The 25,412-nt window shown below is 52.1% G+C and carries 23 protein-coding genes and 4 tRNA genes; 25 read left to right on the top strand and 2 right to left on the bottom strand.

Annotated features, from left to right (window positions below; genetic code table 11):
• The first annotated feature begins 1 nt into the window (after position 1).
• The 23 genes from ACFPMF_RS14765 (at position 2) to rpsG (ending at position 19,663) form a co-directional block, all read left to right on the top strand.
• On the top strand, positions 2 to 688 hold the full coding sequence (locus tag ACFPMF_RS14765; RefSeq protein WP_379846327.1) for an SCO family protein: 687 nt from the start codon (positions 2 to 4) through the stop codon (positions 686 to 688).
• 16 nt (positions 689 to 704) lie between these two features.
• Complete coding sequence (locus ACFPMF_RS14760; RefSeq protein ID WP_379846325.1) at positions 705 to 1,247, top strand: DUF420 domain-containing protein; 543 nt, start codon at positions 705 to 707, stop codon at positions 1,245 to 1,247.
• Between the two features lie 11 nt (positions 1,248 to 1,258).
• On the top strand, positions 1,259 to 1,543 hold the full coding sequence (locus tag ACFPMF_RS14755) for a hypothetical protein (protein ID WP_379846323.1): 285 nt from the start codon (positions 1,259 to 1,261) through the stop codon (positions 1,541 to 1,543).
• Positions 1,544 to 1,595: 52 nt separating this feature from the next.
• The gene (locus ACFPMF_RS14750; protein ID WP_379846321.1) at positions 1,596 to 1,877 is read left to right on the top strand and encodes a DUF983 domain-containing protein; all 282 of its coding nucleotides are present in this window, start codon (positions 1,596 to 1,598) and stop codon (positions 1,875 to 1,877) included.
• Between the two features lie 115 nt (positions 1,878 to 1,992).
• On the top strand, positions 1,993 to 2,580 hold the full coding sequence (locus ACFPMF_RS14745; protein ID WP_379846319.1) for an RNA polymerase sigma factor: 588 nt from the start codon (positions 1,993 to 1,995) through the stop codon (positions 2,578 to 2,580).
• Positions 2,561 to 3,373, top strand: coding sequence for a hypothetical protein (locus ACFPMF_RS14740; protein WP_379846317.1), 813 nt, complete (start codon positions 2,561 to 2,563; stop codon positions 3,371 to 3,373). The genes ACFPMF_RS14745 and ACFPMF_RS14740 overlap by 20 nt, the downstream gene beginning before the upstream one ends.
• A 4-nt stretch (positions 3,374 to 3,377) precedes the next feature.
• A complete protein-coding gene (locus ACFPMF_RS14735) occupies positions 3,378 to 4,400 on the top strand; it encodes an outer membrane beta-barrel protein (protein WP_379846315.1) in 1,023 nt (340 codons plus the stop codon).
• A gap of 186 nt (positions 4,401 to 4,586) precedes the next feature.
• A tRNA-Tyr gene (locus ACFPMF_RS14730) sits at positions 4,587 to 4,672 on the top strand.
• A 78-nt stretch (positions 4,673 to 4,750) separates the two neighbouring features.
• Positions 4,751 to 4,826, top strand: a tRNA-Gly gene (locus ACFPMF_RS14725).
• Between the two features lie 83 nt (positions 4,827 to 4,909).
• Positions 4,910 to 4,981 (top strand) — tRNA-Thr (locus ACFPMF_RS14720).
• Between the two features lie 60 nt (positions 4,982 to 5,041).
• Positions 5,042 to 6,229 (top strand): elongation factor Tu, encoded by a 1,188-nt coding sequence (gene tuf, locus ACFPMF_RS14715; protein ID WP_379846313.1) that lies wholly within the window; start codon positions 5,042 to 5,044, stop codon positions 6,227 to 6,229.
• 175 nt (positions 6,230 to 6,404) lie between these two features.
• A tRNA-Trp gene (locus ACFPMF_RS14710) sits at positions 6,405 to 6,478 on the top strand.
• Positions 6,479 to 6,490: 12 nt separating this feature from the next.
• The gene (secE, locus tag ACFPMF_RS14705) at positions 6,491 to 6,682 is read left to right on the top strand and encodes a preprotein translocase subunit SecE (RefSeq protein WP_038119864.1); all 192 of its coding nucleotides are present in this window, start codon (positions 6,491 to 6,493) and stop codon (positions 6,680 to 6,682) included.
• Positions 6,683 to 6,759: 77 nt separating this feature from the next.
• Positions 6,760 to 7,317, top strand: coding sequence for a transcription termination/antitermination protein NusG (nusG, locus tag ACFPMF_RS14700; protein ID WP_379846311.1), 558 nt, complete (start codon positions 6,760 to 6,762; stop codon positions 7,315 to 7,317).
• Positions 7,318 to 7,404: 87 nt separating this feature from the next.
• The gene (gene rplK, locus ACFPMF_RS14695; RefSeq protein ID WP_379846309.1) at positions 7,405 to 7,848 is read left to right on the top strand and encodes a 50S ribosomal protein L11; all 444 of its coding nucleotides are present in this window, start codon (positions 7,405 to 7,407) and stop codon (positions 7,846 to 7,848) included.
• 27 nt (positions 7,849 to 7,875) lie between these two features.
• Entirely contained in the window at positions 7,876 to 8,574 is a 699-nt protein-coding gene (gene rplA, locus ACFPMF_RS14690) for a 50S ribosomal protein L1 (protein ID WP_379846307.1), read from the top strand.
• 1 nt (position 8,575) lies between these two features.
• A complete protein-coding gene (gene rplJ, locus ACFPMF_RS14685) occupies positions 8,576 to 9,112 on the top strand; it encodes a 50S ribosomal protein L10 (RefSeq protein ID WP_379846305.1) in 537 nt (178 codons plus the stop codon).
• 69 nt (positions 9,113 to 9,181) lie between these two features.
• The gene (rplL, locus tag ACFPMF_RS14680; protein WP_379846303.1) at positions 9,182 to 9,565 is read left to right on the top strand and encodes a 50S ribosomal protein L7/L12; all 384 of its coding nucleotides are present in this window, start codon (positions 9,182 to 9,184) and stop codon (positions 9,563 to 9,565) included.
• Positions 9,566 to 9,775: 210 nt separating this feature from the next.
• Entirely contained in the window at positions 9,776 to 13,639 is a 3,864-nt protein-coding gene (gene rpoB, locus ACFPMF_RS14675) for a DNA-directed RNA polymerase subunit beta (protein WP_379846301.1), read from the top strand.
• A gap of 88 nt (positions 13,640 to 13,727) precedes the next feature.
• Positions 13,728 to 18,056 (top strand): DNA-directed RNA polymerase subunit beta', encoded by a 4,329-nt coding sequence (rpoC, locus tag ACFPMF_RS14670; RefSeq protein WP_379846299.1) that lies wholly within the window; start codon positions 13,728 to 13,730, stop codon positions 18,054 to 18,056.
• Positions 18,057 to 18,258: 202 nt separating this feature from the next.
• Entirely contained in the window at positions 18,259 to 18,579 is a 321-nt protein-coding gene (locus ACFPMF_RS14665) for a DUF3467 domain-containing protein (RefSeq protein ID WP_379846297.1), read from the top strand.
• Between the two features lie 121 nt (positions 18,580 to 18,700).
• On the top strand, positions 18,701 to 19,123 hold the full coding sequence (gene rpsL / locus ACFPMF_RS14660; RefSeq protein ID WP_379846295.1) for a 30S ribosomal protein S12: 423 nt from the start codon (positions 18,701 to 18,703) through the stop codon (positions 19,121 to 19,123).
• 72 nt (positions 19,124 to 19,195) lie between these two features.
• Positions 19,196 to 19,663 (top strand): 30S ribosomal protein S7, encoded by a 468-nt coding sequence (gene rpsG / locus ACFPMF_RS14655; protein ID WP_379846293.1) that lies wholly within the window; start codon positions 19,196 to 19,198, stop codon positions 19,661 to 19,663.
• A 71-nt stretch (positions 19,664 to 19,734) separates the two neighbouring features.
• Here rpsG and ACFPMF_RS14650 read toward each other — a convergent pair whose 3' ends face one another.
• The gene (locus tag ACFPMF_RS14650) at positions 19,735 to 20,376 is read right to left on the bottom strand and encodes a hypothetical protein (protein ID WP_379846290.1); all 642 of its coding nucleotides are present in this window, start codon (positions 20,374 to 20,376) and stop codon (positions 19,735 to 19,737) included.
• Positions 20,377 to 20,670: 294 nt separating this feature from the next.
• On the opposite strand from ACFPMF_RS14650, the gene ACFPMF_RS14645 reads away from it, so the two are divergent.
• Both ACFPMF_RS14645 and ACFPMF_RS14640 read left to right on the top strand, forming a co-directional pair.
• Positions 20,671 to 22,326 (top strand): glucoamylase family protein, encoded by a 1,656-nt coding sequence (locus tag ACFPMF_RS14645; RefSeq protein WP_379846288.1) that lies wholly within the window; start codon positions 20,671 to 20,673, stop codon positions 22,324 to 22,326.
• A gap of 33 nt (positions 22,327 to 22,359) precedes the next feature.
• A complete protein-coding gene (locus ACFPMF_RS14640; RefSeq protein ID WP_379846286.1) occupies positions 22,360 to 23,967 on the top strand; it encodes a glucoamylase family protein in 1,608 nt (535 codons plus the stop codon).
• A gap of 180 nt (positions 23,968 to 24,147) precedes the next feature.
• Here ACFPMF_RS14640 and ACFPMF_RS14635 read toward each other — a convergent pair whose 3' ends face one another.
• Positions 24,148 to 25,389, bottom strand: a complete 1,242-nt coding sequence (locus tag ACFPMF_RS14635; RefSeq protein ID WP_379846284.1) for a metallophosphoesterase — start codon at positions 25,387 to 25,389, stop codon at positions 24,148 to 24,150.
• Positions 25,390 to 25,412 lie beyond the last annotated feature (23 nt).

The raw sequence follows: 25,412 nt of genomic DNA, 5'->3' as shown, positions 1-25,412 counted from the left end.
TATGTCACGGTTTTTGAAAGCCGGAATCCTCCTGCTCCTGTTGGTGGTTCCGGCTTTTATTTTTTTATTCCTGAAGGTCTTTGGCGAAAACCGGTTTACCCTGCAAACGTTTTTCCCAATGATCGATCCGAAGACCGGGAAGATCGAAACCCGCCCTGCTCGCAGCCCGCTATTGGGCGAAACAAACCACGATACGGTTTTTTACACCCTGCCGCTCATTGTGGGGAAGCTGCCTGATCAGCAACCCTTTTCGACCGCCCAACTGAAAGGAAAACTCTATGTCGCGTCGTTCCTCGGGCTGGACTGCGATACCACCTGTGCCAGGGTCACCGGACAACTTAACCGCATCCAGGATATTTTTAGCGACAAGCCAGAGATCAGGCTGGTATCGTATGTTGATCGCGATTCCGTGGCACAACAGGTTCTGAAATCGCAGGATGTGCGGCCCGATAAATGGTTGATCGCCAAACCGGATTCGTTAAAAACTACGTTTATTGCTGAACAATATTACCGCATCAAGCAACGCCCGATGACGGGCCGGAAGAACGAAACTTTTACGTTGTACGAGGGGTTGGTACTGGTAGATGGCGAAGGCCACATCCGGGGCTTTTACAACGGAACCGAGAAAACTGACGTGGATCGGCTCGTGCTGGAAACCCGGGTGTTGCTGGATATTAATTCAAAATAACAGGTTCACCAAGTGTATGGTTACCTTGCCTATAGAACAAAGTAAGAAATACAATCGGCTGATCAACATTCTGGCCATTGTTATTCCGGTCGTGGTGGCGCTGCTGCTGGGTATTCGCCAGAAAGTTGATTTAGGCTCCTGGACGACGTATCTGCCGCACATCAATGCGGTTATCAATTCGGCTACGGCGGTTTTGCTGCTGATCGGTCTGTATTTTATTAAACAGAAAAACGTCAGTGCTCACCGGAATGTAATGCTGATGGCCTTTACGCTGGGCTTTATCTTCCTGGTAAGCTACGTCCTGTACCATTTGTCGAACGACTCAACGTCGTTTGGCGGGCAGGGGATGATTCGGCCGGTTTACTATTTTTTGCTGATCAGCCATATTGGCTTGTCGGTGGTGGTGGTCTGGTTTGTGCTTCGTGCGGTTTATTTTGCACTGAGCGGGCAGATAGCCCGGCACCGGGCCGTTGTGAAATGGGCCTACCCGATCTGGCTTTATGTCAGCATTACGGGCGTGGTCGTTTATTGGTTGATAGCTCCTTATTACCAACACTAAGTCCAGAGGATATGAAAAGGTGGAAAAGTCTGGTGGCCTTCGGAGTCGTGTTTCTGCTGACTGTGGCCAACACGTTCGCCCAGTGCGCCATGTGCCGGGGAACGGTGGAAAGTACGATGAGTAATGGCCGTAATCAGGTGGCCGTTGGATTAAATACCGGCATCATTTATTTGCTGGCGACACCCTATTTGCTGGTTGCCATTGTTATCTTCCTGTGGATTCGAACCAGTCGTAAAGAACATGTCAAGCGTCTCGCAATTGCAAGCCGTGTCCGCGGGGCTCTGTCCCAGATGTAGACAAGGTAAAATTTTTAAATACCCGGTTTACAACGTTCGCCATTTTGACGAAATGTACGAACATTGTCCGCACTGCAGGCTGCGTTATGAAATCGAACCCGGTTATTTCTGGGGGGCCATGTTTGTCAGTTACGCCTTTTCGGCAGGAATTGCTCTGGTCGCCGGTTTTCTGGTTTTTTACGGATTAAATGATCCCGGTGGCTGGACCTACGTGCTGATTATCTGTCCGTTGCTGATTCTGGTAACGCCGGTCAACTTTCGCTTGTCCCGGATTCTCTGGCTGCATTATGTATCGGGAATCCATTACGAGCCCGGCAAAACCTCGGAATTTTGAAGAAATTCAGGCCCGACCCGCAATGGTCGGGCTTCTTTTTTGAAAAATTTCGGCCTGACGTGCAACCTGTGCTCCACCGGTTTGCATCTTGCTACTGAAAACGGTCCTGACCTGCATGATTCGACGCTTACTCGGGTATTCAACGGAAACGCAACTCATCGCGGCACTGCAACGGGCTGACAGCCGGGCGCAGAAAGCGTTGTTTGAGCGGTATTCGTCGAAAATGCTGGGCATCTGCGTTCGCTATGTCTCCAATCGCTACGAAGCGGAGGAAATTCTGATGGACGGTTTCATGCGGGTATTCGATCGCATCAATCAGTATAAGAACGAGGGGAGTTTTGAAGGATGGATTCGCCGGATTATGGTCAATGAATCGCTGATGTACCTGCGCCGGAACAAACAATGGCGGGCTGAAATCACCCTGGACGATGCTCCGCCGGAAGCCGATCCGGTGTATGCCGATCAGGATCTGGTCGCCGACGATTTACTGAATTTACTCGAACAGTTGCCCACCGGTTATAAGACGGTTTTTAATCTGTATGCCATTGAAGGGTACAGCCATGCCGAAATCGCCGAGTTGATGGGCATCACCGAAAGTACATCCAAATCGCAGCTGCACCGGGCCCGGGCACTTTTGCAACGATTACTGGCGCAGACGGAGGTAAAAAAAAAATGGATAAGTTATGAGCAAACACCCTATTGATGATCTGTTTGCCAGGCAGTTAAGGGATCATGCTGTAAAGCCGCAGCACGCAAGCTGGGAAGGATTGCAACGCCGGATGGCCGCCAATGAGCAACGACAGTCGCCGGTTGTCTGGTGGTATGCGGCAGCCGCCAGCGTGGCGGTGGTTCTGTTGGGGGCCTGGTGGCTGTGGTCGGGGGGCGAAACCGATCCTGTAAAAGCAGGAACCAACCCGATTGCGAAACACCGGCCGAAGAAAACCGCCCCGCAAGGAGAGGCTACCCCCAGCGAGGAGCCGGTTTTAGCGTACAAAGAACCGGAAGTGTCGGGGCAAAACCGGGCAATCCCTACGCACCGGGTAGTGATCAAAACCGCTCCGAAACCCGTCGATGATCTTCCCTCGGTTGTTGAAATACCGGCAGCATGGGTGGCGCCAGAGGATCTCCGCCAGCCGGAAGAACCCGTTGCGGCCATTGCGATTGCCAAACAGCCAGAACGGACGCTGGTGGTACAGGTAGCCATGCCGGAAGTCAAACCGACGGAGTGGGTCGCCACAACGGAAACCGCTTCGGACGAGCTAACGGAAACCGGTGAAGAGCAACCGAAGAAAAAACGATTCCGGCTCGGGCGCGTGCTCCGGCAGTTCAACAAACTCCGGGCGGGTGAGCGCATCGAATGGGAAGAAATGGGCGTACAACCCGGTGCGCTGATGGCGAAAGCCACCGAAAAAGTGCAGGAAGGAAAAGAGAAGATTAGTGATTCTTACGAGAACCTGCGGTATAACACATTCCGAAAAAATTCAAACAACAAATAGAACCATGAAATACGTACTGACCGCCGTTCTGATGCTTTTTGGAAGCCTGCTCTGGGCCGCTCCCGAAGGGTCGAAAGCCGATTCGCTGGTGATTTTATTCGGGAATAAAACCCGACTGGTGATTCACTCGGAAGACAAGGAAGGAATCCGGAAACTGTCCAATTACGACATCAACAAGATTATCCGTGATATGGGCCTGAAACTGGATTCGGTCAGGGCCGGCGAGACGTTCATTGTCATCGATCAGAATAAAGTGCAGCGGTATTTGCAGGATACGATTTTGGTGGTGACGCAGAAAGACGGCGAAGTGCAGGTAACGATCAAGGAATCCGAAGGGCGCAGCTACGACCGCTCGGACCGCGATGAGGATTCGGACTGGAATGATCGCAACCGCCACCGTCGGCGGAAAAAAGACAATTGGGAAATTGGTGCTGAAGGCGGAGGAATTGGCTTAAACACACTCGTTGAGAAAAGTCCCATGGCCAATTATCCCGCCGAAAGTTACCGGCTTCGCCCCCTGGGTTCCCGCTACATCAGTCTGGCCATCAGCCAGGCTCCGACGCTGGCCCGGAGCAAACACCTTTCCCTGAAAGTGTTTTACGGCCTGGAGGTATCGTGGAATAATTACATGTTCGACAACGATGTCATTGCCCGGAAAGGCGTGGAGGGGGTGGTATTTGCAGACGCCGGGCGCGATTTGCGGAAGAGTAAGCTGACGGTTTGTTCGGTGAACCTGCCCGTGGTGCCGCGTCTGAGTTTTTACAACAGCAACGGGCGTAAGATGGGCCATCTGGGCTTTGGAGGGTATGCGGGTTACCGGGTGGATAGCTACACAAAAATCAAAGAGCAGGATAGTAACAAAGAACGGCAGCACTCCAATTTCTACCTGAATGATTTCCGTTACGGGCTAATTGCGCATATTGGTATTGCCCGCACCAACTTTTTTGTCAAGTATGACCTGAATCCCCTGTTCCAGGACGGCAAAGGCCCGAACGTTCGGGCGCTGAGTTTTGGCATTGGTTTATAAGCATTTCGGGATCCTGTGAGCCGCTACCTGAGGAAGTCAGGAGCGGTTTTTAGTGGTTACAGGCAAGAGTATCCTAAATTAATTTTAAGGGAATAGTTGACTTAGCAAAAAAAGGATGTAATTTTGCAACTCCGTTGGCAGAAGTGCCGGTTGGAAGTAGTAAAAAGTAAGTTTTTCAGGCTAAAAGGGGAGTTTCCAGAGTGGCCAAATGGATCAGACTGTAAATCTGCTGGCGAACGCCTTCGGAGGTTCGAATCCTCCACTCCCCACCAGTAACCGGTTTAACGTTTGAGGTGTAAAGTTTAATAAATAGGCATTAAACGTCAAACCTGAGACATTAAACGAAATAAGCGGGAGTAGCTCATTTGGTAGAGCGGTAGCCTTCCAAGCTTCAGGTGGCGGGTTCGAGCCCCGTCTCCCGCTCCAGATAATGAATAGTGTAGGTGAATGTGACGAGTCAATCATTTTCATTTTACATTATTCATTTTTCGTAGTAGTCAGTAAAAAAAGCCGTTGTAGCTCAGGGGTAGAGCACTTCCTTGGTAAGGAAGAGGTCAGGGGTTCAAATCCCCTCAACGGCTCTGAAACGGCTAAATTTTAAACAATAATAATTAACCAGTTCAATTTAAGCTTTTCCAACAATGGCTAAAGAAAATTTTGACCGTTCCAAGCCGCACGTCAATATTGGTACGATTGGTCACGTTGACCACGGTAAAACGACCCTGACCGCTGCCATCACGAAAGTTTTGTCAGAAAAAGGTTTGGCTGAAAAACGCGACTTCTCGTCAATCGACAACGCACCGGAAGAAAGAGAGCGTGGTATTACCATTAATACTTCGCACGTAGAATATCAGACGGCAAACCGTCACTATGCACACGTCGACTGTCCGGGCCACGCTGACTATGTGAAGAACATGGTTACGGGGGCTGCTCAGATGGACGGTGCTATCCTGGTTGTAGCCGCTACGGACGGCCCGATGCCCCAGACTCGTGAGCACATCCTGCTCGCTCGTCAGGTAGGTGTTCCCCAGCTGGTGGTGTTCATGAACAAAGTGGACATGGTCGACGATCCGGAATTGTTGGAACTCGTTGAGATGGAAATCCGGGAGCTGTTGAGCTTCTACGAATACGATGGCGATAACATTCCGGTTATCCAGGGCTCTGCACTGGGTGGTCTGAACGGCGACGCTAAATGGGTAAAAACCATCGAAGAGCTGATGGAAAGCGTTGACAGCTACATCCCGCTGCCTCCGCGTCAAACGGATCTGCCGTTCCTGATGCCGGTAGAAGACGTATTCTCGATCACGGGTCGGGGTACGGTAGCTACGGGCCGGATCGAGCGGGGTATCATCAACTCGGGTGAGCCGGTTGAGATCCTGGGTATGGGTGCCGAAAACCTGAAATCCGTTGTAACGGGGGTTGAAATGTTCCGGAAAATTCTGGATCGTGGCGAAGCCGGTGACAACGTAGGTCTGTTGCTCCGCGGGATTGAGAAAACCGATATCCGTCGGGGTATGGTTATCTGTAAGCCCGGTTCGGTAAAACCGCACGCTAAATTCAAAGCTGAGGTTTACGTTCTGTCGAAAGAAGAAGGAGGCCGTCACACGCCGTTCTTTAACAAATACCGTCCGCAGTTCTATTTCCGGACCACGGACGTAACGGGTGAAATTTCCCTGCCAGCCAACGTAGAGATGGTTATGCCGGGTGACAACATCACGATCGAGGTTCAGCTGATCAACAAGATCGCCATGGAGAAAGGTCTGCGTTTCGCTATTCGCGAAGGGGGCCGGACGGTTGGCGCTGGTCAGGTAACGGAAATCCTCGACTAATTCACGAATCAGCTAATAAGTGCATTTCTTTCGGGGGATGCACTTGTTTTTTGTGAATATTTAGTAACTTTGCAGTCCGTTTCAGCGGAGAAATACGGAGAAAGAGAAAGGAGATAAGATAAAAGACTGATTCTCACCTTTTGTCTTACATCTTTTCTCTTTCGTCTAACTAAATACGGGTGTAGTTCAAGGGTAGAATAGCGGTCTCCAAAACCGTTGATGGGAGTTCGAATCTCTCCACCCGTGCCAATCACATCACAGATGGACAAGGTTACCTCATTTCTGAAAGACTCCTGGGAGGAGGTTCAGCATAATGTTACATGGCCGAAGTTCAGCGATCTGCAAGCCAGCTCAACCCTGGTTTTGATAGCGTCGCTGATTTTTGCACTACTGGTAGGAGGCATCGATTTCTTGTTTGAGAACGCGCTGAACCTATTTTATCAGTCGTTCTGATGCCAGGTCATAATTGTCGCTGTGTGAGTTGAGTTTATCTTCAGACAGTAACAATTGCAAATCGTAACGAAATCACGATGGAAAGCGGAATAAAATGGTATGTCGTCCGGGCCATTTCGGGCCAGGAGAAAAAAGTCAAATCGTATCTGGAAAATGAAATTGCCAGACAGGGTTTGGGTGACTATGTTCCACAGATTCTGATTCCATCCGAGAAAGTCTACGAAATGCGCAACGGAAAGAAGCGGGTTCGCGAGAAGACCTTTTTTCCGGGTTACATTTTGATTTCAGCCGATCTCTCCAACGGAGAGGTGATGCACGTGATTACCAGTATGCCCGGGGTATTGGGTTTTCTGGGCAATTCGAGCGGACCAACCAAAATCCCGGTGCCGCTGCGCCAGGCGGAGGTGAACCGGATTCTGGGTAAGGTCGATGAGGTGACGCAGGAAGTGGCTACCCCCACGGTTTCGTTCCTGAAAGGAGAATCGGTTAAAGTAGTTGATGGCCCGTTCAGTGGCTTTATCGGTACCGTCGAAGAAGTTTTCGACGAACGGAAAAAGCTGAATGTTGTCGTCAAAATTTTCGGTAGAAATACCCCTGTAGAGCTGAGTTACGCACAAGTAGAAAAGGAAAATTAAAACTGGCTATGCCCGAGACAACGCCGTCGTATGCTTCCCACTGGACGGCTAGTCATTCGCAGGGCTTAGCGTAACAAACCAGAAGCAATGGCAAAAGAAGTAGTTGGCTACGTGAAATTGCAGGTGAAGGGCGGCCAAGCCAATCCCTCTCCTCCGATCGGACCAGCGCTGGGTTCCAAGGGTTTGAACATCATGGAATTCTGCAAGCAGTTCAACGGTCGGACGCAGGATAAGATGGGCATGGTGCTCCCCGTACTGATCACGTACTACAAGGACAAATCATTCGATTTTGTCATCAAGACACCGCCTGCACCCATTCTGTTGATGGAGGCCGCCAAAATTAAAACCGCTTCGGCCCAGCCGAATCGGAACAAAGTTGGCTCCGTATCCTGGGATCAAGTGAAGCAAATCGCCGAAACGAAGATGCCGGATCTGAACGCCTTCACCGTTGAGTCGGCGATGAAGATGATTGCCGGTACCGCCCGGAGTATGGGCATCACGGTATCGGGGAAAGCCCCCTGGGATAATTAATTTCAGCAATCGAATTCAGAGACGATCATGGGAAAACTGACTAAAAAACAAAAAGAGGCTCAGAGCAAGTACGATACGGCGAAGGAGTACTCATTGGCGCAGGCAGCCGAGATTTTAAAGACAATCTCATATACGAAGTTTGACGCTTCGGTGGATATTGACGTTCGGTTGGGCGTTGATCCGCGGAAAGCCGATCAAATGGTACGGGGTGTGGCCACCTTGCCCCACGGAACGGGTAAAACCGTTCGGGTGCTGGTGCTGTGCACGCCGGATAAAGAAGCCGAAGCGAAAGAAGCGGGTGCTGATTATGTAGGTCTGGACGAATACATTACCAAAATCGAACAGGGCTGGACGGATGTTGATGTCATCATCACGATGCCGAACGTCATGGCGAAAGTAGGGAAGCTGGGTCGCGTACTGGGTCCCCGCGGTTTGATGCCAAACCCGAAATCGGGTACGGTAACGCCGGAAGTGGGCAAAGCGGTTCGGGAAGTGAAAGCCGGTAAAATCGACTTCAAAGTTGATAAATTCGGGATCATTCATACCAGCATTGGCAAGGTATCGTTCGCACCGGATAAGTTGGCCGAAAACGCACAGGAAATTATTGCAACCCTGCTGCGCCTGAAGCCTTCGTCTTCGAAAGGTACGTATGTAAGAACGATTCATTTGTCGAGCACAATGAGTCCGAGTGTAGTAATTGATAAAACGACGGTTTCCGGACTGTAACATGACACGGGAAGAAAAAGGAGCGATTATCGAGGAACTGAGTGAGAAGTTCAAAACAGTTCCCTACTTCTATATCACCGATGCCAGTGGCATGTCGGTTGCCGAAGTAAACAAACTGCGTCGGATGTGCTTCGACCAGGGTATCGAATATGTGGTGGTGAAGAACACGCTGATCCGGAAAGCTCTGGAAACGCTGGATACTGACTATACGTCTTTCGATGATACGGTATTGAAAGGATTTTCGGGGGTAATGTTTCACGCCGAGTCGGGCAAAGTACCGGCCAAGCTGATCAAACAATACCGGAAAGAAGCTGGCAACGATAAGCTGAAGCTGAAAGGTGCTTCGGTTGACTACAGCCTGTTCATCGGTGCTGATCAACTGGAAACCCTGTTGACGCTGAAAAGCAAGCAGGAACTTATTGGTGACGTTATTGCCCTGTTGCAATCACCTGCCAAGAACGTTATTTCGGGTCTGCAGAGTGGTGGCAACAAACTGGCCGGTATCCTCAAAACACTGTCGGAGCGCGAAGCGGCTTAATCGCTCGCCATCTGGCTTGCAATACATTTTTTTAATCAATTTTGTAACAATCTAATCAAGAATACGAAAATGGCAGATTTGAAAGCGTTCGCAGAGCAGCTTGTCAACCTGACGGTAAAAGAAGTTAACGAACTGGCTGCTATTCTGAAAGACGAATACGGTATTGAGCCGGCTGCTGCGGCTCCGGTAATGGTAGCTGGTGGTGCAGGTGGTGGTGATGAAGTTGCCGCTGCTCCCGAGAAAACGTCCTTCGACGTGATCCTGAAAGCCGCTGGTGCCAGCAAACTGGCCGTTGTGAAACTGGTGAAAGACCTGACGGGTCTGGGCCTGAAAGAAGCCAAAGAATTGGTCGATACAGCTCCGAAACCGGTAAAAGAAGGTGTTGCCAAAGACGAAGCCGAAGCGCTGCGCAAGCAACTGGAAGAAGCCGGAGCAGAAGTAGAAGTTAAATAACCCTGCTTAGGGTCTTACTTTCTCCCCCAGGAATAGGCCTGACCTCAGTCAGGTCTTTTCCTGTTTGGGGAGTTTTGCGCTGTACAAACGGGGAAAAATAAACTATTTCCCCGTATATTACGTTGTCCGTTTACGCCCAATTATATACTTTTTGTATATCAATATACGGACGAGTTACTATCGATCACTATAACTAAACGCAACGAGGTCTTGGCTACGAAAACAACCACGCGTATAAGCTTTGCGAAAATCAAACCAGTGATCGAATATCCGGATTTTTTGGATGTTCAGATACAATCTTTCCAAGATTTTTTTCAGTTAGACACCCCTTCTGATAATCGTTCGAAAGAAGGTTTGTTTAAAGTTTTTCAAGAAAATTTCCCGATTTCAGACTCCCGCGAAAATTTTGTGCTGGAGTTTATTGATTATTCGGTTGACCCGCCGAAATACTCCGTTGACGAATGTATTGACCGGGGTCTGACGTATTCGGTACCGCTGAAGGCCAAATTGCGGCTTTCGTGCAACGATGCCGATAACGAAGACTTCGAAACCATCGAGCAGGAAGTATTTCTGGGAAACATTCCGTACATGACGGCGAAAGGGTCGTTCGTCATTAACGGCGCAGAACGGGTGATTGTTTCGCAGTTGCACCGTTCACCGGGCGTGTTCTTCTCCATGAGCAAGCACACCAACGGTACGAAATTGTATTCCGCCCGGATTATTCCGTTCAAAGGATCCTGGATTGAATTCTCGACCGACGTCAACAACGTCATGTACGCCTACATCGACCGGAAGAAGAAATTTCCGGTAACGACCCTGCTGCGTGCCATTGGCTTTGGCTCGGATAAGGAAATCCTGGACCTGTTCGGCCTGTCCGAAGAAATACCGGCAACACCGGCCAACCTGAAAAAAGTGGTGGGTCGTCGGTTGGCAGCCCGGGTTCTGCGGACATGGACGGAGGATTTTGTGGATGAGGATACGGGAGAAGTCGTTTCGATCAGCCGGAACGAGGTATTGATGGAGCGGGATTCAGTCATTACGGCTGACCACCTGGATACCATCACCGATTCCGGTCAGAAATCGATTATCCTGCACAAGGAAGATATGAATGTGGCGGATTATAACATCATTTATAATACGCTGCAAAAAGATAGCTCCAACTCGGAGAAAGAAGCCGTGGAGCAAATCTACCGGCAACTCCGGAACACGGAAGCCCCGGACGAGCAAACCGCCCGCGAGATTATCCAGAGCTTGTTCTTCTCGGACAAACGCTATGACCTCGGTGATGTTGGCCGGTACCGGATTAATAAGAAACTGGGACTGGATGTTGCTGCCGATACGAAGGTGTTGACCACGGAGGATATCGTATCCATCGTGAAATACCTGATCGGGTTGATCAACTCCAAAGCGGTTGTTGATGACATTGACCACCTGAGCAACCGGCGCGTCCGGACGGTAGGGGAGCAATTGTACGCCCAGTTTGGCGTCGGTCTGGCGCGGATGGCCCGCACCATCAAGGAGCGGATGAACGTTCGCGATAACGAAGATTTCAAACCGGTCGATCTGATCAACGCCCGGACACTGTCCTCGGTGATCAACTCGTTCTTCGGAACCAACCAGCTATCGCAGTTCATGGACCAGACGAACCCGCTGGCCGAAGTGACGCACAAGCGTCGGATGTCGGCACTCGGGCCCGGTGGTCTGTCGCGGGAGCGGGCCGGTTTTGAGGTGCGTGACGTTCACTATACGCACTACGGTCGTCTGTGTACGATTGAAACGCCGGAAGGTCCGAACATCGGTCTGATTTCGTCGCTTTGCGTTTACGCCAAAGTAAACAGCATGGGCTTCATCGAAACTCCGTACCGGATTATTGACAGTGGACAGGTTGCCCAGGATCAACCGGTGAAGTACCTGACGGCCGAAGAAGAAGATACGCACTACATCGCCCAGGCCAATACGCAGGTCGATAAGGCGGGAACGATTTTGGGAGACCGCATCAAGTCACGCTTTGAAGGGGACTTCCCGATGTCGGAACCGACGAGTGTCACGTATATGGACATTGCACCGAACCAGATCGTTTCGGTGGCCGCTTCGATGATTCCGTTCCTGGAACACGATGATGCCAACCGGGCCTTGATGGGATCGAACATGCAACGGCAGGCGGTTCCGCTGTTGCGGCCGCAGGCGCCAATCGTCGGAACGGGTCTGGAAGGACGCGTTGCCATCGATTCCCGCGCGCTGGTAATTGCCGAAGAAGACGGGGTGATCGAGTTTGTGGATTCGACCAAAATCGTGGTTCGCTACGATCTGGCCGACGATCAGCGGCTGGTGAGCTTCGACGACGATCTGAAAACGTACGATCTGATCAAGTTCCGCCGGACGAACCAGGATACCTGCATCAACCTGAAGCCAATGGTGCTGAAAGGGCAGAAGGTGAAGAAAGGCGAACCGCTTTGCGAAGGCTACGCAACGGAAGGTGGCGAGCTGGCCCTGGGTCGGAACATGAAGGTGGCCTTCATGCCCTGGCAGGGATATAACTTTGAGGATGCGATTGTGATTTCGGAGCGCGTTGTCCGCGAAGATATCTTCACCTCGATCCACATCGAAGAGTTCGAACTGGAAGTACGCGATACCAAACGCGGTGAAGAGGAACTGACAGCGGAAATTCCGAACGTTTCGGAAGAAACCGTGAAGAACCTCGACGAGAACGGTATTGTGCGGGTTGGTACGGAAGTGAAGGAAGGCGATATCCTGATCGGTAAGATTACGCCGAAAGGGGAGAGCGATCCGACGCCGGAAGAAAAACTGCTCCGTGCCATCTTTGGCGACAAAGCCGGTGACGTGAAGGATGCTTCCAAGAAAGCACCGCCGTCGCTGAAAGGGGTCGTGATCGATACCAAACTGTTCTCGCGTCCGAATAAAGACGAGCGTTCGAAGCATAAGGATGAAATCAAGGCGTTGATGAAACGCTACAGCCGGGAGTTGGTCGGTGTTCGTGAGAAGATGATCAACAAGATGACGGCCTTGCTGGAAGGCAAAACGTCGCAGGGCATCAACCACAAGTTCGGTGACAACATTACGAGCAAGGGCGTTAAGTTTACCCGGAAAAACATCACGGATAACCTGTTCCCGGATAAAAACTCGTACCGCGACGAAAGTAGCTACTCCGTACCGGAAGAAGTTAACCTCTTGGGCGATTTGCTGATCGAAGGCTGGACTGACGATCCGCATACCAACAAGCTGTTGACGCAGATGGTCAAGAATTACAACAACCGTCGGAACGAAATCACCGGCCGCTTCAAACGCGAACGGTTTACGCTCGAAGTCGGGGATGAACTGCCGGCGGGTATCGTGAAACTGGCGAAAGTTTACGTGGCCAAGAAGCGGAAGCTGAAAGTGGGTGACAAGATGGCCGGTCGTCACGGAAACAAGGGGGTTGTGGCCCGGATTGTTCGGGACGAAGACATGCCGTTCCTCGAAGACGGAACGCCGGTGGATATCGTACTGAACCCGCTCGGTGTACCTTCCCGGATGAACCTCGGTCAGATTTACGAAACCGTTCTGGGCTGGGCCGGTCTGAAACTGGGTCGCAAGTATGCGACGCCGATTTTCGACGGAGCAACCGAAGAGCAGGTGGTCGCTGAACTGGATGCCGCTGGTCTGCCCTCGTTTGGCCGGACATACCTGTACGACGGTCTGTCGGGTGAGCGTTTCGATCAGCCGGTTACGGTCGGTGTTATCTACATGCTGAAACTCGGTCACCTGGTTGACGATAAAATGCACGCCCGTTCGATTGGGCCGTACTCCCTCATTACGCAGCAACCGCTGGGTGGTAAGGCGCAGTTCGGTGGTCAGCGGTTTGGTGAGATGGAGGTTTGGGCGCTCGAAGCCTTCGGGGCCTCGCACATTCTCCAGGAAATCCTGACCGTGAAATCCGATGACGTGGTGGGCCGGGCCAAAGCCTACGAAGCCATCGTAAAAGGCGAAAACCTGCCGAAACCCAACATCCCGGAATCGTTCAACGTGTTGGTGCACGAATTGCGCGGTCTGGCCCTTGAGGTTACGATGGATTAACAACAGCCGGTTTTTCCACCCACCGGCGAGCCTGTCGGTGGGTGAAAAGCGGCTATAAGAATATTTTCACCCAATAAAACTCCATCCAATGTCATTCAAAAAGAATAAGAAGCTCAACAGCGACTTTTCCAGAGTGCTGATCAGCCTGGCCTCGCCCGAGTCCATTCTGGAGAGTTCGTATGGTGAAGTGACGCAACCGGAGACCATCAATTACCGGACTTACAAGCCTGAGATGGGCGGTTTGTTCTGTGAGCGAATCTTCGGGCCAGTTAAAGACTGGGAGTGTCATTGTGGTAAATACAAACGTATTCGCTACAAAGGCATTATCTGCGATCGCTGTGGGGTCGAAGTGACGGAGAAGAAAGTGCGTCGGGAACGGATGGGTCACATTGAACTGGTTGTTCCAGTGGCACACATCTGGTATTTCCGGAGCCTTCCTAATAAAATTGGATACCTGCTCGGTCTTTCTACGAAAAAGCTCGACCAGATTATCTACTACGAACGCTACGTCGTCGTTCAACCGGGGATCAAAGGCGAAGATGGCATTCAGGATCTGGACTTCCTGACGGAAGACGAATACCTGGATATTGTCGATAAACTGCCGAGTGGTAACCAACTGCTGCCGGATTCGGATCCGCAGAAATTCATTGCGAAAATGGGCGCTGAAGCGCTCGAACTCCTGCTGTCGCGGGTCAATCTGGACGAATTATCGTACAACCTGCGTCACGCGGCTGCGACCGATACATCGCAACAACGCAAAGCCGAGGCTCTGAAACGCCTGAAAGTGGTGGAAGCCTTCCGGGATGCCAACACCCGCGTCGAAAACCGGCCGGAATGGATGGTGATCCGGATGGTGCCGGTGATTCCGCCGGAACTGCGTCCGCTTGTTCCGCTGGATGGGGGCCGTTTTGCCACTTCCGATTTGAACGATCTGTACCGCCGGGTGATTATCCGGAATAACCGTCTGAAGCGCCTGATCGAGATCAAGGCGCCGGAGGTGATTCTGCGGAACGAAAAACGGATGTTGCAGGAAGCGGTCGATTCGCTGTTTGACAACTCGCGGAAAGTGAACGCCGTTCGTTCGGAAGGAAACCGGGCTCTGAAATCTCTCTCCGATATGCTGAAAGGGAAACAGGGACGGTTCCGTCAAAACCTGCTCGGTAAGCGGGTTGACTACTCCGGTCGTTCGGTTATCGTCGTGGGTCCGGAGTTGAAACTGCACGAGTGCGGTTTGCCGAAAGATATGGCGGCTGAATTGTTCAAACCGTTCATTATCCGGAAACTGATCGAACGCGGTATTGTAAAAACCGTAAAGTCAGCCAAGAAAATCGTTGACCGGAAAGACCCAATTATCTGGGACATTCTGGAAAACGTACTGAAAGGACACCCCGTTCTGCTGAACCGGGCTCCAACGCTGCACCGGTTGGGTATTCAGGCGTTCCAGCCGAAACTGATCGAAGGAAAAGCGATCCAGCTGCACCCGCTCGTCTGTACGGCTTTCAACGCCGACTTTGACGGTGACCAGATGGCCGTACACGTTCCGCTCGGGCAGGAAGCCATTCTGGAAGCCTCCATGCTGATGCTGGCATCGCATAACATCCTGAACCCGGCCAACGGTGCCCCGATCACCGTACCCTCGCAGGACATGGTGTTAGGGCTGTATTACGTAACGAAAGGTCGTAAGAGCACCCCGGAATACCCGATTGCGGGTGAAGGCATGACGTTCTACGGGGCGGATGAGGTGATCATCGGTATCAACGAAAAGAAAGTATCGAAGCACGCCAATATCAAGGTTCGGACGAAGGTTCGGAACGAGAAAGGCGAGCTCGAAACGAAAATTATCGAAACCGTCGCCGGTCGGGTGTTGTTCAACCAGTCGGTGCCGGAAGAAGTGGGTTATATCAACGAACTGCTGACGAAGAAAAAACTCCAGCAGATCATTTCGTATATCTTCAAGATCTCGGGTGGTTCAAAAACCGCACAGTTCCTCGACGATATCAAAGAACTCGGTTTCCAGATGGCCTTCAAAGGCGGTTTGTCCATCGGGTTGAGCGATGTGAAAGTGCCGGATGCGAAAGAACAACTGATTGGGGAAGCCAAGCAGGAAGTGGAAGGCGTCTGGAATAACTACCTGATGGGTCTGATTACGGAAAACGAGCGGTATAACCAGGTGATCGACATCTGGACGCGCGTCAACAGCCGGATCACGGAAACCCTGATGAAGCAGCTGGAAGCCGATCAGCAGGGCTTTAACTCGATCTTCATGATGATGCACTCGGGTGCCCGGGGATCGCGCGAACAGATTCGTCAGCTGGGCGGTATGCGGGGTTTGATGGCCAAACCACAGAAGAACCTGCAAGGTTCGGTGGGTGAGATCATCGAAAACCCGATTCTGTCGAACTTTAAGGAAGGGCTGGACGTACTCGAGTACTTCATCTCGACGCACGGTGCGCGGAAAGGGTTGGCCGATACGGCTTTGAAAACGGCCGATGCCGGTTACCTGACCCGCCGTCTGCACGATGTAGCGCAGGATGTAATCATTACAGAAGATGATTGCGGTACGCTGCGGGGGCTGCAGATCTCGGCCTTGAAAGACAACGAGGATATCGTTGAACCGCTGTCGGAACGGATTCTGGGCCGGGTGACGGTGCATGATATCTACAATCCGTTGACCAAGGAACTGATTGTGGCTGGTGGTAGCGAAATCAACGAAGAAATTGCGGCTGCCATCGACGAAACCAGCATCGAAACCGTTGAAATCCGGTCGGTGTTGACGTGCGAGTCCAAGAAAGGGGTTTGTGCGAAATGTTACGGCCGGAACCTGGCCACGGGGCGGATGGTCGATATCGGTGAAGCCGTGGGGGTAATTGCTTCGCAATCCATCGGTGAGCCGGGAACGCAGTTGACGCTTCGTACTTTCCACGTGGGTGGTACGGCGTCCAACATCGCGGTCGATGCGTCGATCCGGGCTAAATTCGACGGTCTGGTGCAGTTCGAAGAAATGCGGACGGTTGAGTCGGTTGATAACGAAGGCAACCCGATTACGGTCGTCATGGGACGTTCCGGCGAAATCAAGATCGTTGATCCGGCGAACCCGAATCTGGTCCTGATCAGCAACAACGTACCGTATGGTGCTTTCCTGCGGGTTAAAGAAAATGTCCTGGTTAAAAAAGGCGATGAGCTTTGCGCCTGGGATCCGTACAATGCCGTTATTTTGTCGGAATTGACGGGTACGGTGGAGTTTGAAGCGATCGAAGAAGCCATTACCTACCGCGAAGAGTTTGATGAACAAACGGGCTTCCAGGAAATGGTGATCATCGAAAGCCGCGATAAAACCAAAAACCCGGCTATTGTGGTCAAAGGCACCAGCACCCTGCTGGAAGATACGACCGAAAAAGGGTATAACCTGCCGGTAAGCGCCCGTCTGGTCGTGAAAAATGGCCAGGATATCAAAGCCGGTCAGCCGGTAGCGAAGATTCCCCGTAACGTGGGTAAAACCCGCGATATTACGGGTGGTCTGCCGCGGGTAACGGAATTGTTCGAAGCGCGGAACCCGTCGAACCCGGCGGTCGTTAGCGAAATCGACGGTGTCGTTACGTACGGTACCATCAAACGGGGTAACCGTGAGATCTATATCGAGTCGAAAGACGGCACCAGAAAGAAATACCTGGTACCGCTGTCGAAACACATTCTGGTGCAGGACAACGACTTCGTCCGGGCGGGTGACCCGCTGTCGGATGGCGCCATCACGCCGTCGGATATTCTGTCGATCAAAGGCCCCACGGCTGTTCAGGAATACCTGGTGAACGAAATTCAGGAAGTTTACCGTCTGCAGGGTGTGAAAATCAACGACAAGCACATCGAAGCGATCGTTCGTCAGATGATGCAGAAAGTTGAGATCATGGATGCGGGCGATACGATCTTCCTCGATATGCAGTCGGTGGATAAATGGACGTTCCGGAACGAAAACGACAAGATCATGAACATGAAAGTCGTAACCGATCCGGGCGATTCAGACACGCTGAAAGCCGGTCAGATCATTTCCGTTCGTCGTCTGCGCGATGAAAACTCAAGCCTGAAACGCCGGGATATGAAGCTGGTGCAGGTGCGGGATGCCATGCCGGCGGTTTCACAACCGACGCTGCAGGGGATTACGCAGGCATCGCTGGGTACGGAAAGCTTCCTGTCGGCGGCTTCGTTCCAGGAAACGACCAAGGTATTGAGCGAAGCTTCGATCCGTGGTAAAGCCGATTACCTCGAAGGGCTGAAAGAAAACGTGTTGGTTGGCCACCTGATCCCGGCTGGTACGGGGGCCCGGCGGTACAACAACATCATCGTCAATTCGAAAGAGGAATACGAAACGTTTGTGGAAACCCGTGAGAAATTCACGCGGTCTAAACGACGCGAAACGGTTTAACAACCGGTAAGTCCATAGGCGCGAACAGGGTCAGGCCGGAAGGTCTGACCCTGTTTTGCCTTAAAAATAACTTTCAAGCCATCGACCGTCACCGTATTGTTTGACAGATTAGCGGGTTTGCTTGAAAATTAACCGCCCCTTGTCGGGGAACTACGGGAAACCGTAGCCGGTTTTACAGGTTTGATTTTAAGAAAACAAAAAGATGGAAAACCAATTATCTGATCAGGACAACCAGATCAATGTCGAGTTGACGGAAGAGATTGCGGAAGGAATCTACGCCAATCTGGCCATGATCGCGCACTCCAACAGCGAATTTATCATCGATTTCATTCGACTGATGCCCGGGATTCCGAAGGCGAAAGTAAAGTCGCGGATTATTCTGACTCCCGAGCACGCCAAACGCCTGCTAACGGCCCTGAAGGACAACATCCGGAAATTTGAGGATGCCTACGGTAGCATCAATGGGGCCGAGGACGCTTTCCGGTTTCCAACGCAGTTTGGCGGGCCCATCGGTGAAGCCTAAAACCGTCATAGCCAACGGTATTCGTGAAATAATTCTGTCAGTATTTTGGTTTTCCATCCGATTTAGCTAATTTTGCACTCCTAATTTTCCAGAGGACTGTAGTAATACCCATTCTGATACAATGCCTACGATACAACAATTAGTACGCAAGGGCCGTGAAAAGCTGACTTTCAAGTCGAAGTCACCGGCGCTGGACTCTTGCCCACAACGCCGTGGCGTGTGTACGCGTGTGTACACGACCACTCCCAAAAAGCCAAACTCGGCTTTGCGTAAAGTCGCCCGTGTGCGTTTGTCACACGGCAAAGAAGTGAACGCCTACATTCCGGGCGAAGGCCACAACCTGCAGGAGCACTCGATCGTTCTCGTTCGTGGTGGCCGGGTGAAAGACCTTCCGGGGGTACGGTATCACATCGTTCGCGGTGCGCTCGATACGGCCGGTGTAAACGGTCGGAAACAGGCTCGCTCGAAATACGGCGCGAAACGCCCGAAACCGGGTCAGGTAGCGGCACCAACCAAAGGAGCACCCGCTAAAAAGAAAAAATAATCGCTCCTGAAGAGGAACTGAGCGTTGCTAATGATGCACAACGCTTAGAGTAAGATTCATCATCTGAAGATCATGAGAAAAGCAAAACCAAAGAAAAGATACGTTTTACCCGATCCGAAATTCAAGGAGACGCTGGTAACGAAATTTGTAAATAACCTCATGTACGAAGGCAAAAAGAGCCTGTCGTACTCCATCTTCTATGACGCTCTGGCGTTGGTTGAGAAAAAAACCAACGACAACGGGCTGGAAGTTTGGAAAAAGGCCTTGAACAACGTAATGCCTTCAGTTGAGGTAAAAAGCCGCCGGGTTGGTGGTGCAACCTTCCAGGTTCCAACGGAAGTCCGTCCTGATCGTAAAGTATCAGTAGGCATGAAATGGCTGATCAAGTATGCCCGTTCGCGTGGTGAGAAAACCATGGTTGATCGTTTGGCAGCGGAAATCATAGCCGCAGCAAAAGGTGAGGGCGCTGCCGTGAAGAAGAAGGATGATACCCACCGGATGGCCGAAGCCAACAAGGCATTCTCGCATTTCCGGTTCTAATCCGAGCGATTCGATTTTTTATAAAAAAGGCTTCCCGTCGGGAAGCCTTTTTTTATGACCTGGAAGCGGGTCTACAGGCGGTATTTGATCGCCAGAATGCCCTGAAGACTCGTCACGCGCTGACCCGATCGGCTGAGGCCAAAACCGGGTTGGTAATTGAAAATCCGGCGGCCAATGTAATCCGTCCGCAGAGGCTGAAATCCGTACTGTATCCCACCATCCAGCGCGACCCGTTTCGCCAGCCAGAGCGTTAGACCGCCCGAAAGTCCGGCCCCCCACAGAAAACCGTTAACGTGCGGATGCGGGTCCGGCGGATTGGGTGAAAAGCCCGGATCGATCACGTCAACGGTGGCAGTCTGGCGATACTGCGAACCGATCAGTTGGGCCCCAAAAAATACATTAATCCGGGGCTGTTTATTTCTCCTGCTCAGCAGGTACGTTCTTCCACCCAGTTTGAAGAAAGCCCCGGAACTCTGCCGGTTTTTAACCCCGTCGTATACTTTACCCGCTCCCCGAAAAGAGGCCTTGTAGGTATAGCCGGCATTCAGCGTCAACGCAAACGCCGGGGTGGGACTCCATTCCGATGTAAACTCAAGGGTATGAGCGTTGGGCGGAAGGACAAGGTTCAGACCGAGTGTTTTCTGCCAGGGTGTTTGTGCCCACAGACAGTCGCTGAAAAGGAGGGCCAACGTAAGCAAGGATACGGTTTTCATTCCTGTTGGGGTTTAAAGGAAGACTCCGACAACCGCCAAAGGGTTGCTTTCCCGTGAAAAAACCATCTACATCGGTTGTAAAAGCCACTTTTGGCAAAAACAGGTTTGGTTTTGCTGGATGATGTAGTAGTGATGTAGCCCCTTTTTCGCCAAATAAAACCGTACTATCTACCTTTGGGATGCGAAAAATAAAAGAAAATATAGGAAAAATAAGAGACAGGGACGGTTGGTTCCGATAAACCGGATGCCAGCGCAAGGCCCGGCAACCTCCTGATCTTTGTTCCTGAGAATGCAATGAAATACTTCATTTTCATCATTGTTTGGGTAAGTGCGGTTTCCTGTCAGCCAAGGCAGGAGGAGGTGACCCCTGACGCCTTTTATTACGAATCGATTGAGGTGGATGGAATCGCTGCCAACCAGCTGGGTTTTACGCGGGTTTCTGCCTCACCCGCGATTCGTCTTGCCTTTTCCGTTCCGGTTGACCGCGAATCAGTGGCAAAATCCGTCAAACTGACCGAAAAAGCGGGTTCGCAATCCATTCCGCTTACGTTCGGATTTGTCAGGAACGATACTACCATCGTCATTATCCCGCAGAACAACCTCTCCGAACTGACGAATTATACGCTGAATGTCGAAACCTCGCTGCTCTCGCGGCAAAAAAAAGCACTGAATAACTCAATCTCGGTCAACTTCGTCACCGGGATCGATACCACGGATAAATTTCCGGTCCTGAGCGATTCGGCGCTGCTCGATCTCGTCCAGAAACAAACCTTCAGGTACTTCTGGGATTTCGCCCACCCGGTTTCGGGCTTGGCGCGGGAGCGGAATTCATCGGGTGATGTGGTGACATCCGGCGGCTCGGGTTTTGGCGTGATGGCGATCCTGGTGGCCGTAAATCGTCGATTCATCACCCGGCAGGAGGGACTTACGCGGCTGCTGAAAATGACGGATTTTCTGAAAAATAAAGCCCGAACCTACCACGGTGCTTTTCCGCACTGGCTCAACGGAGCCACCGGCGAAACCGTTCCGTTCAGCCAGAAGGATGACGGTGCCGATCTGGTCGAAACCTCGTACCTGATGCAGGGCTTGCTCGCAGCCCGGCAGTATTTCAACGGCCAGCAGGCCGACGAAATAACGCTGCGAAAAACGATCAACGACCTCTGGAATGCCGTGGAATGGAACTGGTTTACTAAAAACGGGGCCGAAACGAATCTGTACTGGCACTGGTCGCCGACCTACCACTGGGCGATGAACCTGCCAATTCGGGGCTGGAACGAAGCTCTGATTACCTATGTCCTGGCGGCTTCCTCGAATCAGTATGCGATTTCAAAAACCGTGTACGATACTTCCTGGGCGCAGAACGGTACGATGAAAAATGGCAACCGGTATTACGATACCCGATTGCCCCTGGGGCCAGCGAATGGCGGGCCGTTGTTCTTCTCCCAGTATTCGTTTCTGGGCCTGGATCCGCGCGGTTTAAGCGATGCGTATGCCAATTACTGGGAGCAGAATACGGCTCATTCGCGGATCAACTATGCGTATTGCCTGGCAAATCCGGGGAAATTCAGCGGTTATGGCGCGAATTGCTGGGGCCTGACCGCCAGCGATGATCCGAACGGGTATGCGGCCCACGAACCGAACAACGACAACGGCACGATCAGCCCGACGGCGGCTTTGTCGGCTTTTCCGTATACGCCGACCGAGTCGATGCGGGCTCTGCGGTTTTTCTACGACAAACTAGGGCATCGAATCTGGCGGAACTACGGTTTTGTCGATGCCTTCAATCTTTCCACCATCTGGTTTGCCGATTCTTTTCTGGCGATCGATCAGGGACCGATCATCGTAATGATCGAAAACCACCGATCGCAACTGCTCTGGAAACTGGTGATGAGTGCCCCTGAAGTAAAACAAGGGCTGAAAAAGCTGGCGTTCCAAAGTCCTACCCTATGATGAATGAGTTGTTCCCTTTAGTCTGATGCGCGTATGAAATTCCACCAAAAAGTACTGTTCCTTTTCTGGATTACGGGCTGGCTGACGCCCGGTTTTGCCCAGCCAGCGAACGAAAGCTCGCAGCCGTTGGCCAACGAATACAGCGAGTATCTTGAAACCGTTCAGAAGGCTACGTTTCGGTACTTCTGGGATTTTGCCCACCCGGTTTCGGGACTGGCTCCTGAGCGCACGGCCACGCCCAACATTGTTACGACCGGCGGAACCGGTTTTGGGATTATGGCAATTGTAACCGCGGCCGACCGCCGTTGGGTGACCCGGGCCGAAGCCGTGCAGCAACTGCAGAAAATGGTCGGTTTTCTGGAAAAAGCTGACCGGTTTCACGGGGCCTGGCCGCATTGGCTCGACGGAAATTCGGGCAAGGTCGTTCCGTTTTCCGAACACGATAACGGCGGTGATCTGGTCGAAACGGCTTTCCTGGTCAACGGTCTGCTGAGCGCCCGAACCTATTTCGACGGAAGTACCGCCCCCGAAAAAGACCTGCGTCAGCGGATTGACAAACTCTGGCGGGAGGTCGAATGGGATTGGTACGTGCGGGATGGCAAGCTGTTCTGGCACTGGTCACCGAACCATGCATGGCGGATGAACCACGCCATTCGCGGGCATGACGAAACCTTCATCACCTACGTACTGGCGCTGGGCTCGCCGACGCATGCCATCAAACCGGAAGTTTACCAGAATACCTACAAGCAAAGTGACCATTATGCCAACAACCAGACGTATTTCGGTTACAAACTGCCGCTTGGTTTTCCAATGGGCGGGCCGCTGTTCTTCACGCATTATTCGTACCTGAGCCTTGATCCGCGACTGATGCAGGACGAACAGACCAATTACTGGCAGCAGAACCTCCATCATACGCTCATCAACCGGGCCCATTGCCTGCAACCGCGCCAGGCCATGTTTGGTTACGGCCCCGGTAACTGGGGGCTGACGGCCAGCGACGATTACAATTTCTACGACGCCCATTCGCCCACGAACGACAACGGCACGATCAGCCCGACGGCGGCTTTGTCGGCTTTTCCGTACACGCCCTATTACTCGATGCAGGTATTGCGGAATCTGTACCTGCGCGAAGGGAGCCGCCTGTTTGGGCCCTACGGTTTTTACGATGCCTACAACAAGGGGCTGAACTGGTATTCCAACCAGTACCTGGCCATCGATCAGGGGCCGATTGTGGTCATGATGGAAAATTACCGCTCTGGTCTGCTCTGGAAACTGGGCGAAAAAACGCCGGAGCTCTGGGCGGGTTTAAGTAAGATGGGCATCCGGAAACCGGCGTACCCGACCGGTTTTTACAGCTACGCGCCCGATTTTCGGACCGGCTACATTGATCTCTGGAAACACCCCGACCGGGGCGCTTACGTGCTGGATTTCGCCACAAAAGGCAGTGCAGCTATCACGCTGGCGGTTTTTGATGAAGCGGGGCGGGAAGTCCGGAAACTGATCGATAACAAAGCTTATGCCGACGGCATGCAGCAGGTGTTGTTCCAGCTTCCGCAGGGGAAATACGATTTTGAACTCGTGCAGGGCCGCGAGAAACAGCGTGTTAAGATTTCACTTCATCAAAGCGTGGATAATCAGTAAGTCATGAAAGGTGTTCGTCGGGGTGAATTTGCAGGAGGGCAACAAGTCGGTTTTAAACGGATGCGTTAACGGCCTGATCATGCAGAAAGCAGCCAAACAAATGGTGTGCCCGCTGATACCGATTGTCAAAACGCCAACAGGTATCAGCAGGTACCCAGATTTCTTCAGGCTCGAAACCGTCTATCGTTTGGCCGTCAAGTGATATGAACCCACTTCTTTGCCGTCGTCGAGTAGCATGCTCAGGTGCAGTTCTTTCCGATTGGCTTTGAGTTTCATCAGGGTCCGGTTGCCATCTTTCGGCCCTCCGCCAATAATGACCGGATAATTATGCTGACCGGCCACCGGTTCGTGAACGCCGTATCTGTGCGTGTGGCCGCTGATGCAAAGATCGACTTTGTGCTTGTTGAACAACGGCGTAAACAACTGCTGGCAGTGCGTGGGGCCGTGCCAGTTGTTGTGGTAGAATGTCGGGATGTGCATAAAAACCACCCGGAACCTGGCTTTTTTGAAGGCCGGGCTTTGCATCACCTGATCGGCCCAGCGGGCCTGTTCCTGCCGGTAGGCATCAAAATCAACGATTCCGGCGTAAACCGGTTCGGCATCCGGTTTGTCTTCTCCCGTGTCGATCACGGTAAAATGAACCGGTCCCCAGGTATAACTGTAATAGTTTCGGCCTTCCGGATTGGCAAAATACTGGTGAATCTCGCTGCGGTATTTGCCCCGGGTTTCGTGGTTGCCCCGCACGAACAGGAACGGAGTTTCCTTGGCAAAACTGGCCGAACACGGTTTTAGCAAGTGATCGATCAGTTGCTTTTCGTCGGTCTGGAAATCGAACAGATCGCCGTTCAGAAAGACAAAATCAACCGGATCGTTTCCCTTCAGCGTCAGCAGGTGCGGAATGGTTTCGGGCCGGTCGTGCACATCGTTCAGCACCAGGCAACTGACGCTATCGCCCTGCTCGTTGGGTGTGGTGAAGCGCAGCAAACCGCTGTCGATCGTAGTACCGTACGTCAGTTTATACGGTTTGAAGTCCGTGATTTCTTTGGAATAGACCCGGTATTTGTAGGTCGTTCCTGGTTTTAGCCCGGTGAGCGTAATTCTATTAATCCGGTTGTAGGCCTCCACAAGTCCGTCCGTCACGCGGTGCGCTTTCTGACCCAGCGCATCCGTTTCGCCGTATTCGACCCAACTGTACGAAGGCAGGTTGGCAACCCACATGACGGTCATCGAGCCCGGGCCGGTATATTGCAGATACGGTTCGGTCAGGAAAACGTGGCCGTTGGCCGGATTGGGCGACTGCAACGATGGATTTTGTGCCAGAACCGCTGCGGGCAACACGCTGCCGAGGGCACCCGTTGCGCCGAGACTTGCTGCGGATTTCAGGAATGTTCGGCGGTCGGCGGATTGCTTGGGGTTGTTCATAGGGAAAAGTACAAGGCTAAACG

The organism is Larkinella bovis (assembly GCF_042655385.1).
Lineage (GTDB): Bacteria > Bacteroidota > Bacteroidia > Cytophagales > Spirosomataceae > Larkinella > Larkinella bovis.
The sequence above is the reverse complement of the archived record's forward strand: the minus strand, read 5'-3'. Positions and strand labels throughout refer to the sequence as shown.